The following is a 12,495-nucleotide window of genomic DNA, read 5'->3' as shown; positions in this document are numbered from 1 at the left end:
TTGCCTTTGTCATTAATATCTATATATCTTGATATATGGATATTAATCAGAGCCTTTCCGCTTTCGCCGCCCTCAGCCAGGAAACCCGGCTGGAGGTCTTCCGCTTGCTGGTGCAGGCGGGGGGCACAGGCATGCTGGCGGGCGAGGTAGCCGACAGGCTGGGCGTGCGCCAGAACACCATGTCCACCAACCTGAATATCCTGTTGCGCGCCGGGCTGATCCGCAACGAGCGGGAAGGCCGGGCGATCCGCTATTTTGCCGATTTTGACGGGGTGAGGGGGCTCTTGGGCTTCCTGATGGAGGAATGCTGCGGCGGCAAGCCGGAGCTCTGCCAGCCCGTTATCGATACGCTTGCCTGCCATTGTCCGTGAGGGAACCATCGTGACCGAAAAGATGCTCAATGTCCTTGTGCTGTGCACCGGGAATTCCGCCCGCTCGATCGTGGGCGAAGCGGTTTTCAACCATCTGGGGCAGGGCCGCATCCGGGCCTATAGCGCCGGCAGCCAGCCGACCGGCAGGCCGAACCCGGCGGCCATCGCGCGCCTCATGGAAGCGGGGATCGATACCTCCGCTTTTCGGTCCAAAAGCTGGGACGAGTTCGCGGGCGCGGGTGCCCCCCAAATGGATATGGTGATCACCGTTTGCTCGTCGGCAGCGGGTGAAGCCTGCCCGGTGTGGCCCGGCGCCCCCGTGCGGGCGCACTGGGGATATCCGGATCCCGCCCATATCCCGGACCCGGCCGAAAAGGCGGCGGCCTTCGATGCGCTTTACAAAGATTTCTCGGGCCGTGTGGCAGAGCTGCTGTCGCACCCGCTTGAAGGCATGAGTGCCACCGAACGCCGCGACCTTCTGGTGAAGCTTGCACCGGTGGAGGGCTGACCCGATGACGCTTGCCCGCAAACTGACGGCGGAGGCCGTCGGCACCGCCTTGCTCCTCGCCACCGTTGTCGGCTCCGGCATCATGGGGGAGCGCATGGCGGACGGAAACGACGCGATTGCCCTCCTTGGCAACACGATTGCCACGGGCGCCATCCTTGTGGTGCTGATCCTGATGTTCGGGCCGGTGTCGGGCGCACATTTCAACCCGGCGGTCACGCTGGTGATGCGGGCGCGGGGCGAAATCGGCCGGGCGGAGATGGCGGGTTACCTGTTCGTGCAGGTGATCGCTGCCGTCGCGGGTGTGGTGCTGGCGCATGCCATGTTTGAGCTGCCCCTGCTGCAGGCTAGCCAGCATGTGCGCTACGGCCCCGCCCAGTGGCTGAGCGAGGCGGTGGCGACCTTCGGGCTTCTGTCCACCATCCTCTGGGTCGCGCGTTCGAAAGTGGAAGCCGTGCCCTATGCCGTCGGGCTTTATATCACCGCCGGCTACTGGTTCACCGCATCCACAAGCTTCGCGAACCCTGCCGTCACGATCGCCCGCAGCTTCACCGACACCTTCTCAGGCATCGCTGAAGGCGGCGTGATCCCCTTCATCGCCGCCCAGCTTGTGGGCGCGTTTCTGGCGCTGGGCGTGTTCAGGCTGGCGGGTGAGCGGGGCTGATCAGCCCCGTTCCACGGCCTCGAGAACCGCTGACATGCAGGACCGGCCAAGCGCGATGGCGCGGGTCGGGCTCCAGCCCTCGTCGGGGTTCGGCAGCAGGTCGTTGTCCTTGAAGGGCATTTCAAGCGTCATGGCGAGCGCCTTGAACTGGTGCGCCGTCCAGTCGGTGCATTTCTTCAGGTCGCTCGAATTGGCCTCCCCTTTGCCGTAGCCGCGCTCGCGCTGGAAATCGGGGGAGATGCGGCAAAGGCTTTCCTCGAAATCGAGGAACTTCTGATAGTGCGCGGGATCAAGGTTCGGGATCGTCTCATAACCCGCCAGGAAGTTCACCGGCAGGGCCTCGTCGCCGTGAACGTCCATATGGATATCCACGCCCGTCTCCAGCATCTTCTGGCGCACCAGATAAACCTCGGGGCTCGTTTCCATGTCGGGCTCCGCCCAGGCACGGTTGAGGTTCACGCCTGCTGCGTTGGTGCGCAGGTGGCCGCGCTTCGATCCATCCGGGCACATGTTCGGCACGATATAGAAATGCGCTTTCTGCAGGAGCTTTGCGGCAACCGGATTGTCGGGATCGAGAAGCACATCAAGCGCCCCTTCCATCCACCATTCAGCCATTGTCTCGCCGGGGTGCTGGCGGGCGATCAGCCACACCTTCTTCCGGCCCTCGGGCCCGTGGCCGAGCTCGATCAGGTCCATCGCCTGACCGTCCAGCGTATGGCCCAGAACATGCGTCTTCACGAGCGGCGACTGGGCGGCCTCGGCGATGAGGTCAGCGTGGCGTTCCATCGAATAGGGGGCGAAATAGGCGAACCAGACGCTGTCCTGATCGGGTTCGATCTCGAAGGTCAGTTTGCCGTTTGCATAGCTTGTCGGAATCTGGAACCAGGTTTCGCGGTCGTAGGACGCGCGCGCCTGATAGTCGGGCCAACCTTCAGGATAGGCGGAATCACCCGCATTTTCGATCACCAGTTTGCACGGCGTTTCGGCAACGCCGGACAGGCGGAAATGGAACCATTGCTGGAAATCGGACATATGGTCTTTGCGGATCGCAAGACGGATGTTCGAGGGGCTATCTGCCTGAATGACCTCGATATTGCCGCTATCGAAGGCGCTCGTGATGATCATGGACCGTTCCTTTTCTTCTGTCCGTTGCGCTTTGCTACCCTGCCGCGCCGCTGCCGTCAATCGCCGAAAGGCGCAGAATTCCGGGCGAAAGGCCGTGACTCGTTAGGGCCACTCTGGTACTATCAGGGTTACTGACGCTAAGGCGTGAGCGGACACCCCCGCTATCTGAACGGGGGAATTGGGGCGTCCTGCCGGGCATGGGGGACGCCTCCATTTTGTCCGGGTGCCGGCAGCGGGATGAAGCCCGTGTGCCAGCAGTCATTTTTCACCGGTTCCGACCCTTGACAGTACCGGGGCTCGCCTATATGGTCCGCCGCCAATGGATTCGAGGATCGGCAGCAATGCAGGTCCTGCCTTCCGGATAGCGGCCGAAAGCGGCGGTGGTTCAGAAGGTTCTGTCAACTGCAGAGTTAGAGAGATACATTATGAAGATCCGTAACAGCCTGAAGTCGCTGAAAGGCCGTCACCGCGACAACCGCGTGATCCGCCGTAAAGGCCGCATCTACGTTATCAACAAGACCCAGCGTCGCTTCAAAGCCCGTCAGGGCTGAGCCGAGGCCGCCAGCTTTTTGCTGGCAGGTTTTCGCGCCGTGCGTCTCACCCGAGTCGCGCGGCGTCGTCATTTGAGGGGGCTTGAGGCGTGCGAATCACCGCTGTTGTTTTCGATATCGGCAATGTGCTGGTCCGCTGGGATCCGCGTCTCCTGTATTCCAAACTGATTCCCGATGCGGCGGAGCTTGACCGGTTCCTTACCGATATCGTCACGCTGGAATGGCACACGCACCACGACAAGGGCCGCCCCTTCGCTGAAGGCGTGCGTCTGCTGTCAGCGGAGCATCCCGAATATGCTGACCTCATTCGCGCTTTTGATGAACGCTGGGACGAGACAATCGGGCCGGTGATCGGTGGCACAGTGGCCCTGATGGAACGCCTGAAGACGAACGGCGTGCCGCTTTACGGCCTCACCAATTTCTCGGCCGAGAAATGGGTGCCGTTCGCCCGCGATTATGCCTTCGTGAAGCTCTTCGATGGTGTGGTCGTCTCGGGCGAGGAACGCCTCGTGAAGCCTGATCCGGCGATCTTTGAACGGCTCGCCATCCGCTATGGCCTGAACCCTGCCGAAACGCTTTTCATCGATGACCGGGACGAAAATGTGAAGGCAGCCGAAGCGCTCGGCTTCCGGGGGCATGTCTTCACGGGGCCTGAGGGGCTGGAAGCTGCCCTTGGGGCAGCAGGGCTCATCTAGACGCGTCAGGCCCTCTCGGCGCAGCGTTCTATCCAGTCCCTGTTTTCTTCATAGCCGAGCTTTTCAAGCGCCCGCTGGTGCGTCGCTGCAAACTCGCGGGCGAATGCGCGGCTGAAGGCGTCCGTCCATTGTTCCTTCTTGCCCGAGCGCACATGGTCCTTCCGGACGCTTTGCCCGAACAGGGAATTTTCCACAAAGATCGGCGCGCAGAGTTCGAAGGGCAGGTCGAGATGATCGCAGATGCTGCGGAACATGGTTGTCTCAACGTCCTCGATCAGCGTCTCGTAGCGTACCATCAGGAAACGCCGCTCGATAAGGTCCCGCATAGCCCTGTTGCCGCGTGAGACGGTCATGCTGCGGATGGTGCCGCGGCTGAAATTCTCCATCTCGAACCGGTAGCGCGCGTCAAGGCCGTCAAGGCTGTTGATCATTTCCTGGTAGGAGAGGCCGCCGAAGCGATCCTTCTTCACCTGCAGCCACGGCTCGGTTGCCTTCATGTGATAGTGCGCGCCCGAGATGACGATGTCGCGAGGGTCGCGCACGATCCGGAAGCCCCTTACATCTTCCCGGTCGAACGCCGGGGAGAAGCGACTGTCCCACTGGAAATAGATCGTGCCCGGCTTTGGCGTGACGGCGTTGAAGGCATTTGTGGGCGTGTTGACGAAGTCGAGCCCGAGCCTTGCTGCGATCTCGGAAAACACGGCACGCATCCAGACCGTGCCGGCCTTGTGATACGTGCCGACACAGCGGATGAGGTTGCGGTTGATCATGGATGCAGCGCCGGGTGCGATTACTTGCGGCCCTTCAGCTCGTCATGGCCGACCCAGGCGATATGCAGCACGTTGGTGGCGCCGGGGGTGCCGAAGGGCACGCCGGCGGTCACCACGATCCGGTCTCCCGGCTGGGCGAGATCGTGCCTCAGCGCCATGCGCTTCGACTTGCCGATCATTTCTTCGAACGTGTCCACATCCTGCGTCTTCACGCAGTGCAGGCCCCAGCCGATGGCCAGCCGGCGCGCGGTCTGGATCTTCGGGGTCAGGGTCAGGATCGGGACGCTCGGACGTTCGCGAGCAGCACGGAGCGCGGTGGCGCCCGACGAGGTGAAGGTCACAATAGCCTTGGCGCCCACGGTGCGGGCCACCTGCCGCGCGGCTGCGGTGATCGCGTCCTCGCTCGTTGAATTCGGGTTCATCCGAAGGTCCGACGGGCTGTTCATGTAATCAGCTTCGCCTTCCACCTTGCGGGCCACGCGGTCCATCACGCGCACGGCTTCGTCGCCGTAATCGCCGACCGCCGATTCTGCCGACAGCATCACGGCGTCGGCGCCGTCCGCCACGGCGGTTGCCACGTCCGAAACCTCGGCGCGGGTCGGTACTGGCGACTTGATCATGGATTCGAGCATCTGGGTTGCCACCACCACCGGCTTGCCGGCAAGGCGGGCGGCTTTCACGATGCGCTTCTGGATGCCCGGCACATTCTCGGCGGGTTCTTCAACGCCAAGGTCACCCCGTGCCACCATCACGCCGTCGGCGAGATCGAGGATGTCGTCAAGGGAGGTGACAGCAGCGGGCTTTTCGATCTTGGCCATCACGGCAGCCTTGCGGCCCACCAGCTTCTTGGCCTCGGCCACGTCATCAGCGCGCTGCACGAAGGAAAGGGCAATCCAGTCGCAGCCATGCTTCAGCGCGAATGCGAGGTCGCGGCGGTCCTTGTCGGTGAGGGCAGCGAGCGGCAGGATGGCGTTCGGCACATTCACGCCCTTGCGGTCGGAAAGCTGGCCGCCCACAAGCACGCGGCAATTGGCATGATCCGGCAGCACGTCCTTCACCTCAAGGCGCACCTTGCCGTCATCCAGCAGGATATGGGTGCCGACCTTGATGGCCTCGAAAATCTCGCGGTGGGGCAGGCTCACGCGGGTGGCGTCGCCCGGCTTGTCGGTATCGAGGTCGAGACGGAAGTTTGATCCTTCCTCGATCATCGCCTTGCCGCCTGCGAAGGAACCGATCCTGAGTTTCGGGCCTTGGAGGTCCGCCAGAATGGCGATGGGGTGTGAAAACTCGGTCTCTACCGTGCGGATCGCGTCGATCAGCTTGATCTTGTCCTCATGCTCGCCGTGGCTCATGTTCAGCCGGAACACATCGACGCCTGCAAGGAACAGGGCACGGATGCGCTCGAGGCTTGATGATGCCGGGCCGAGCGTGGCGACAATGCGGGTCTTGCGCTGGCGGCGGATAAGGGGTGTGATCGCTGACATATGGCCTCCGGAAAGGCCGGCAGAAGGGGCGGGTGTTGACTTGCCGAATCAGCCGGCTAATTTGGCCGCTATGCTGCCGCCAAACGCCCCGTCGGTCCAGTGAAATTCTGGCGTCAGCACCGGGGCTTAAGGGGTGACAATAAGACCAATTGCAGGACAAGCCCTGATGCAACTGACCCCCATCTCCCCGGAAATCCTCAACTTCGATGCGAAGGCGCCCCTGGTGCTTCTATGTGACCACGCATCAAACGCAGTACCCGCAGAAATCGGCGATTTGGGCGTACCTGCGGCCGCCATGCAGGATCATATCGCGTGGGACATCGGCGCCGAGGCCGTAACGCGGCGGATGTGCGAGATGATGGGGGTGGCTGGCGTCATCCAGAAAGTCAGCCGGCTCGTCATCGATGTGAACCGGGATACGGATCAGGCCGGCCTGATCCCCGAGGTCAGCGACAAGGTGCCGGTGCCGGCCAACCAAGGCCTTTCGGATGTGGCCCGTGCGGCCCGCATCGATGCCTACTGGCGGCCCTTCCATGCAGCCTGCGAAAGCGTGATCGACGCGCACCAGAAGGCAGGGATCAATCCGCTGGTTGTTGGTATCCACAGTTTCACGCCCGCAATGAACGGTGCGCCGCGGCCGTGGGCCATCGGCTTCCTGTGGAACCGCGACCCGCGCCTCGCGCAGGCCATGATCGGGCTTTGCGAGCGCGAAACCGGGCTTATCGTTGGCGACAATGAACCTTATTCCGGCAAGGCCCTTTACTATACAATGCAGCGCCACGGCGCCGACCGCGGCCTTGCGCAGACAACCATCGAAATCAGGCAGGACCTGATGGCCAATGAACACGAGATCGACCAGTGGGCTGCGCTCCTTGCCGACCTGCTGGACGAGTGCATGACGCGCCCTGATCTCATCACCCCGAAAGTATTTCCATGACGCCCACCGTGAATGAACAGAAATCGATCGAAGCCGCCGTGTTCCGCCGGTTGATCGAGCATCTCTCGGTCCGCACCGATGTGCAGAATATCGACCTGATGGGCCACGCCGGCTTCTGCCGCAACTGCCTGTCCGACTGGTACGCCGAGGCTGCGAACGCCATGGGTGTGACGATGGACAAGGATACGGCCCGCGAGGCCATCTATGGCATGCCCTACGACACCTACAAGGCTGCCTACCAGACGCCCGCCACCCCCGAACAGCTCGCCCTGATGGACGAGAGTGTGGCTAAAAACAAGGCGATGCGGGAAGGCCGTTGAAGCCCATCCCGGCACCCGCTATGGTGCGCGCCAAGTGGTAGCCTAAACGCTACCGTTCGGTCTGAGGAGAGGCGTAGCCTCGTCTCGAAGACCGCGCCACAAAACACCCTTCGAGACGCGCTGGCGCGCTCCTCAGGGTGAACGGACAAAAGACCCATAAAGTGACGGGAGATCAATATGGTACAAGCAGGCGGCGTCGCGGGCGAACAGCTCCGCTCCTATATCGAGCGCATCGAACGCCTTGAAGAAGAGAAGAAGGGCATCGCCGAGGATATCAAGGAAGTCTATGCACAGGCCAAGGCCGTGGGCTTCGATACCAAGATCATGCGCAAGGTGATTTCCATCCGCAAAATGGATGCGGCCGACCGTCAGGAGCAGGAATCGCTCATCGACGTTTACCTGCATGCCATCGAAGGCGGCGACCTGCCGACCCGTACGGCGCCCTCGCAGCCTGACGACATGGACATGGATGCCGACGCGGCTGAATAAGCCGTCTGTCAGGCAGCAAAGCCGAGAATCAACCGGGGTGCCTTAGGGTGCCCCTTTTGTTTTGTCCTTGCGAGGTGTGGCAGATCATATATTGCAAATGATTATCAGTAACTATATGGTCGGCGCGATTGTGTGAAAGGACGGAGCAAACAAGGGTGGCAGGGGTAGCAGCGTCGGGCAGGGAACCTGCAGTCGGGCGAAGGTCGGCGATCTGGCAGGTGGTGCTGCGCACGATTGCGGCGACCGGCGGCAATTATCTCCTTACCTCGCTCATTGCTGGCATGATGGCGCGCCTTTTGCCGCTTGCCCCGAGTGAGGCAAGCATGACGGCAACGCTGTCCTCCTTCCTGATCTTCGCACTCATTGCCATGTGGGTTTTTGCGGCCCGCTCCGTGCTTCGGGTCTATGTCCTGATGGCAGGCTGGTCGGCTCTGCTCGGTGTTGTCATCTGGCTCTCTCTCCAGGCGGGGGGGCGGTTATGAAGGCGGGTTTGCGGCAATCCATGGCCTGGCTGCATACCTGGACCGGGCTTCTCTTTGGCTGGCTTCTGTTTGCCATGTTCCTGACTGGTACCGCCGCCTTTTTCAATGACGAAATCACGCGCTGGATGCAGCCGGAAATTGAGGGTGAGGCCGACCCTGTCGAGTCCGCGATCGGTGCTGCCACCTATTTGCAGGAAAAGGCCCCGAACTCGCCTTTCTGGTTCATCACGCCGACGAGCGAACGGCAGGCGGTGACGACTGTCTTCTGGCGGCCGGCGCCGGGTGAAGAGGGCGGGCGACGCGGTCGCAGCGCAACGCTCGACGGGCAGGGCGCGGAGGTTGACCTGCGCGATACACGGGGCGGCAATTTCCTGTATCGGTTCCATTTCGATCTTCATTATATGCCGGTGATCTGGGCGCGGTATCTGGTCGGTGTGGCTGCCATGTTCATGCTGATTGCCATTCTCTCCGGCGTGGTGACCCACAAGAAGATTTTCGCGGACTTCTTCATGTTGCGGTTCGGAAAGGGGCAGCGCAGCTGGCTTGATGCCCACAATGTGACGGCGGTGATGGCGCTGCCGTTCCATCTGATGATCACCTACACCGGCCTCGTCACCCTTGCCACGCTTTACATGCCCTGGGCGATTGCGGCCAACTATACGGACAGCGGTACCTATTTCGAGGCGTTGTTCCCGCAGGATACTGTGGAGGCAACGGGTATCGCTGCACCGCTCACGCCGCTGCGCCCGGTGGTGGAAGACGCCCTTGCCTATTGGCCGGACGGGCATCTCGGCACCGTACAGGTCAGCAATCCCGGCGATACGGCTGCGCGTATCATGGTGTTCCGCTCGCCGGGCGATACCGTTGGCACACGTGCAGAACGACTGGTCTTTGACGGGGTGACGGGCGCGCTTCTGTCGACGCCGCCCGAGCGCGGCACCGCGCGGGAAACCGAAAGCGTGATGGTGGGTCTGCATGCCGGCCGGTTCGCCGGGCCGGCCCTGCGGTGGCTCTATTTCCTGTCAGGCGTCGGTGGCACGATCATGGTCGGCAGCGGCCTTGTGCTCTGGACCGTCAAACGCCGCCAGAAACTCGCGGACCCTGATCGGCCGCATTTCGGCTTCCTGTTCGTGGAGCGACTGAACGTTGCGGCCGTTGCCGGGCTGCCTGCAGCTGTCGCGGGCTATTTCATTGCGAACCGGCTGCTGCCCTTGGACCTCGAAGCCCGTGCCGAATGGGAAATCCACTGTCTTTTCATCCTGTGGGGGGCAAGCCTTGTATGGGCTATCGCGCGCCCGGTGAAGCGGGCGTGGGTTGAGATGCTGGCGGCTGGCGCCTTCCTTTATGCCGCTGTACCGCTCGTGAATGCGATGACGACAAGCCGTCATCTGGTCGCCAGCCTTGCGAAGGGTGATTGGGTGTTCGCGGGCTTCGATCTCAGCATGCTGTTCTTTGCGACACTTATCGGCTTCACCGCCTACAGGCTCGCGGTCCACAAACCCAAGGAGCGCCCCCGACGGGCCCGTGGCGCCAGGCCAGCCGAGGCCATGTCATGAGCCATCTGATTGGTACGCTCCTTTCGTTCGCGGGCTTCGTTTGCCTTTGTCTCGCCATGCCGCGTCACCAACGCGACCTTCTGGGGCGGTTTTTGGCGGATGGCAGGGGCAGGGCACTGAAGATGGCCGGGTATGGCCTGCTGATGCTCGCCTTGCTGCAGGTATCGTTTCGGCTGGGCTGGGCTTATGGGGCCATCAGCTGGCTCGGCCACATGAGCCTCGCCGCCTGGATATTGATCCTGCTGGTCAGCTGGCGAACCCGCGGAGCCTGAACCGCTAAAGGCCCAAAAGAAAAGCCCCGGCAAGCATGCACTTGCCGGGGCTTTTTGTTCTGGTGTCAGGCGCCTCAGAAGGAGTAGCGCGCCCGGACCGTGAAGCGGCGGGGTTCGCCGTAAGCCAGCTGGCTGTAGAAGCCGATCTGGCTGTAATAGGTCTTGTCGAACAGGTTCTCGACGTTGGCCTGCAACGACAGCGCTTCCGAGATGTCGTAGCGGGCCATCAGGTTGGCGAGCACATAGGATTTCTGCACCAGCCGCTCGGCATTGCCGGTCACCGGATTTGTGGTGTCCGTATAGTTGCGGCCTTCCCAGTTCACGCCGCCGCCGATGGTCAGTTTGTCCCAGTCACCGGGGAAGGTGTAGGTGGAGAAGACCTTCAGGAGCTTGCGCGGCTGCGAGGTATTCACCGCAACGCCGTCCGCATCCTCGGCCTTGAACTGGGTGTAGCCGAGGCTGACATTCCATCCTTCTGCCAGTTCACCCACGGCTTCAAACTCGAAGCCCTTGCTTTCGGTGCCCATGGCGGCGCGGGAGGCTTCGAAAATGGTGCCGGGGATCAGATGGCCGGGGTCCGGCTGGGCCAGATTGTCCTGTTGCACGAGGAACAAGGTTGCGGTGGTGTGCAGCCTATCGTCGAAGAAGGTGCTTTTCAGGCCGATTTCATAGTTCTTGCCCTCGAGGGGCGGCAGGAAGTCGCCGTTGCGGTCCTGCGCGTTCTGGGGCTCGAAAATCTCGGTATAGCTGGCATAGAGCGTATGATTTTCGGTGAGGTCATATAGTGCGCCCACATAGGGGATGAAGACACCGCTGTCGCCATAGTCGCGCGGCGAGCCATAAAGAACGCCCTTCTGCGTCCATTTAGAAAGACGCCCGCCGAGAACAATCTTGAATTCGTCGCTCACATTCAGGCGGGACGCGGCATAGAAGCCGGTTTGCTTGGTATCATAGTCGCCGCTGAGGCTGCCTTCAGTGCCCCAGGTCGGCTCAGCGTAGGAACCATCCCATTCATTGAAGTTGCCAATCGCAGAAACGTTGCTGGCGGCGTAGGTATAGCCTTCGGTGGCCTGCTTGCTGTGCAGGCCGCCGAACACCAGTTCATGTTTGCGGCCAAACAGGCTGAAGGCACCTTGCAGCTGGAAGTCGATGCTGTCCTGGTTGCTTTCCGTATCGGCGCGGTAGGGCGAAGCGCCAAGGCCGACACCCGTTTCGCGGTCCGGCACACCATACAGATACAGAAGCTTCAGATCGGCCGAGGTTTCATTGCGGTTGAAATTGACCCTCAGGCTCCAGTCCGGGGCGAAATCATAGTCAAGCGCTGCGAAATAGTTGCTTCTTTCCGACGCCCAGAAGGACCAGTCGGGGGCGATGGATTTCTTGCGGTCCCAGTTGGTGCGGCTGCCATCGGCATACCAGGTGGAAAGGCCGCCCCAGGTAGAGCCAAGCGGGTCGTTGTCCTGATAGCTGGCGCCGGCGCGCAGCAGCAGGTTGTCGGCAAGGTCAGCCTCGATGGTGCCATACACTACGGTTTTCTTGTCGCTGCCCCGCTCGCGGAACGAGTCACCATCCTGATAGCGCGCAACGACGCGGGCGCGGATGCTGCCGGCTTCGTTCAGCGGCGTGGCAACATCGCCCAGGATGCCATAGGTGTCCCAGCTGCCGGCATCAACCGATACGAATCCGGTAAATTCGCGCGCGCTGGCGGATTTGCGCACAAGGTTGATCGAGGCAGACGGGTCGCCAGCGCCGGTAAGGAGGCCGGTGGCGCCGCGCACGATCTCGATCCGTTCATAGAGGGCGGTGTCGATCTGGGTTTCGCCGGAATCGCCGCCGGGGCTCCATGCCAGCGGCACGCCGTCCAGCTGGTAATTCTGGATCGCGAAACCACGCGCCGAGAAGCTGAAGCGGGTGCTGTCCAGTTCCTTTGCGGAAACGCCGACGGCATTCATGACGATATCGGTGAGCGAATCCAGATTCTGGTCGGCGATGCGCTGGTAGGTCATCACGCTCACCGACTGCGGCGTATCCTGCGGCGAAAGGCCAAGGCCGGTCGCGGAATCAAGCAGTTCGTTGGTTGTATAGCTGCCCTCGACGATGATTTCCTCGATGCCGGCATCGTCGGCGCCGGCAGCATCCTGTGCCTCGGCAGGCGCTGCGACGAGTACCGATGATGCCATCAGCGACAGGATCAGCGCGCGGCGGGATTGATGGGGGATAATATGAGAAGACATGACCAGACCTTTCCTCCGGGTGGCACCCTTGGGGATTGGG

15 protein-coding genes are annotated in these 12,495 nt (G+C 61.9%); 11 read left to right on the top strand and 4 right to left on the bottom strand.

Annotated elements, in window-relative coordinates:
* Positions 1-35: 35 nt before the first annotated feature.
* From PH603_RS15700 to PH603_RS15690, 3 genes are read left to right on the top strand one after another with little or no spacing between them, the layout of a single operon-like run.
* Positions 36-371, top strand: coding sequence for an ArsR/SmtB family transcription factor (locus PH603_RS15700; protein ID WP_289503702.1), 336 nt, complete (start codon positions 36-38; stop codon positions 369-371).
* 10 nt (positions 372-381) lie between these two features.
* The gene (locus tag PH603_RS15695; RefSeq protein WP_289503701.1) at positions 382-879 is read left to right on the top strand and encodes an arsenate reductase ArsC; all 498 of its coding nucleotides are present in this window, start codon (positions 382-384) and stop codon (positions 877-879) included.
* A 4-nt stretch (positions 880-883) separates the two neighbouring features.
* Positions 884-1,540 carry an aquaporin gene (locus tag PH603_RS15690; RefSeq protein ID WP_289503700.1) on the top strand — a complete coding sequence of 219 codons (657 nt, stop codon included), beginning with the start codon at positions 884-886 and terminating at the stop codon, positions 1,538-1,540.
* On the opposite strand, the gene PH603_RS15685 is transcribed toward PH603_RS15690, so the two are convergent.
* A complete protein-coding gene (locus PH603_RS15685) occupies positions 1,541-2,665 on the bottom strand; it encodes a M14 family metallopeptidase (protein WP_289503699.1) in 1,125 nt (374 codons plus the stop codon).
* Positions 2,666-3,090: 425 nt separating this feature from the next.
* Here PH603_RS15685 and ykgO point away from each other — a divergent pair, with 425 nt between their 5' ends.
* On the top strand, positions 3,091-3,216 hold the full coding sequence (ykgO, locus tag PH603_RS15680) for a type B 50S ribosomal protein L36 (RefSeq protein ID WP_121938607.1): 126 nt from the start codon (positions 3,091-3,093) through the stop codon (positions 3,214-3,216).
* A gap of 89 nt (positions 3,217-3,305) precedes the next feature.
* Complete coding sequence (locus tag PH603_RS15675) at positions 3,306-3,911, top strand: HAD family hydrolase (protein ID WP_289503698.1); 606 nt, start codon at positions 3,306-3,308, stop codon at positions 3,909-3,911.
* A 5-nt stretch (positions 3,912-3,916) separates the two neighbouring features.
* Here the strand turns inward: PH603_RS15675 and PH603_RS15670 are convergent, their stop codons facing one another.
* Both PH603_RS15670 and pyk read right to left on the bottom strand, forming a co-directional pair.
* Positions 3,917-4,681 carry a sulfotransferase domain-containing protein gene (locus PH603_RS15670; protein ID WP_289503697.1) on the bottom strand — a complete coding sequence of 255 codons (765 nt, stop codon included), beginning with the start codon at positions 4,679-4,681 and terminating at the stop codon, positions 3,917-3,919.
* Positions 4,682-4,701: 20 nt separating this feature from the next.
* Positions 4,702-6,165, bottom strand: coding sequence for a pyruvate kinase (gene pyk / locus PH603_RS15665; protein ID WP_289503696.1), 1,464 nt, complete (start codon positions 6,163-6,165; stop codon positions 4,702-4,704).
* Positions 6,166-6,331: 166 nt separating this feature from the next.
* On the opposite strand from pyk, the gene PH603_RS15660 reads away from it, so the two are divergent.
* The 6 genes from PH603_RS15660 to PH603_RS15635 all read left to right on the top strand — a co-directional run bounded on the left by PH603_RS15660 (position 6,332) and on the right by PH603_RS15635 (position 10,221).
* On the top strand, positions 6,332-7,102 hold the full coding sequence (locus tag PH603_RS15660; RefSeq protein ID WP_289503695.1) for an N-formylglutamate amidohydrolase: 771 nt from the start codon (positions 6,332-6,334) through the stop codon (positions 7,100-7,102).
* Positions 7,099-7,422: a DUF1244 domain-containing protein gene (locus tag PH603_RS15655; RefSeq protein ID WP_289503694.1), complete on the top strand. Its 324-nt coding sequence runs from the start codon at positions 7,099-7,101 to the stop codon at positions 7,420-7,422. Before PH603_RS15660 ends, PH603_RS15655 begins: the two co-directional genes overlap by 4 nt.
* A 177-nt stretch (positions 7,423-7,599) precedes the next feature.
* Positions 7,600-7,911, top strand: coding sequence for a DUF2312 domain-containing protein (locus PH603_RS15650; protein ID WP_289503693.1), 312 nt, complete (start codon positions 7,600-7,602; stop codon positions 7,909-7,911).
* Between the two features lie 155 nt (positions 7,912-8,066).
* Entirely contained in the window at positions 8,067-8,393 is a 327-nt protein-coding gene (locus PH603_RS15645; RefSeq protein ID WP_289503692.1) for a hypothetical protein, read from the top strand.
* Positions 8,390-9,949 carry a PepSY-associated TM helix domain-containing protein gene (locus PH603_RS15640; RefSeq protein WP_289503691.1) on the top strand — a complete coding sequence of 520 codons (1,560 nt, stop codon included), beginning with the start codon at positions 8,390-8,392 and terminating at the stop codon, positions 9,947-9,949. Before PH603_RS15645 ends, PH603_RS15640 begins: the two co-directional genes overlap by 4 nt.
* Positions 9,946-10,221, top strand: a complete 276-nt coding sequence (locus tag PH603_RS15635) for a DUF3325 domain-containing protein (protein ID WP_289503690.1) — start codon at positions 9,946-9,948, stop codon at positions 10,219-10,221. Before PH603_RS15640 ends, PH603_RS15635 begins: the two co-directional genes overlap by 4 nt.
* Before the next feature lie 74 nt (positions 10,222-10,295).
* Here the strand turns inward: PH603_RS15635 and PH603_RS15630 are convergent, their stop codons facing one another.
* Complete coding sequence (locus PH603_RS15630; RefSeq protein WP_289503689.1) at positions 10,296-12,455, bottom strand: TonB-dependent siderophore receptor; 2,160 nt, start codon at positions 12,453-12,455, stop codon at positions 10,296-10,298.
* Between the last annotated feature and the right edge of the window lie 40 nt (positions 12,456-12,495).

The organism is Gimibacter soli, assembly GCF_028463845.1.
Classification (GTDB): domain Bacteria; phylum Pseudomonadota; class Alphaproteobacteria; order Sphingomonadales; family Kordiimonadaceae; genus Gimibacter; species Gimibacter soli.
This window is presented reverse-complemented; position numbering and strand designations above follow the sequence as displayed.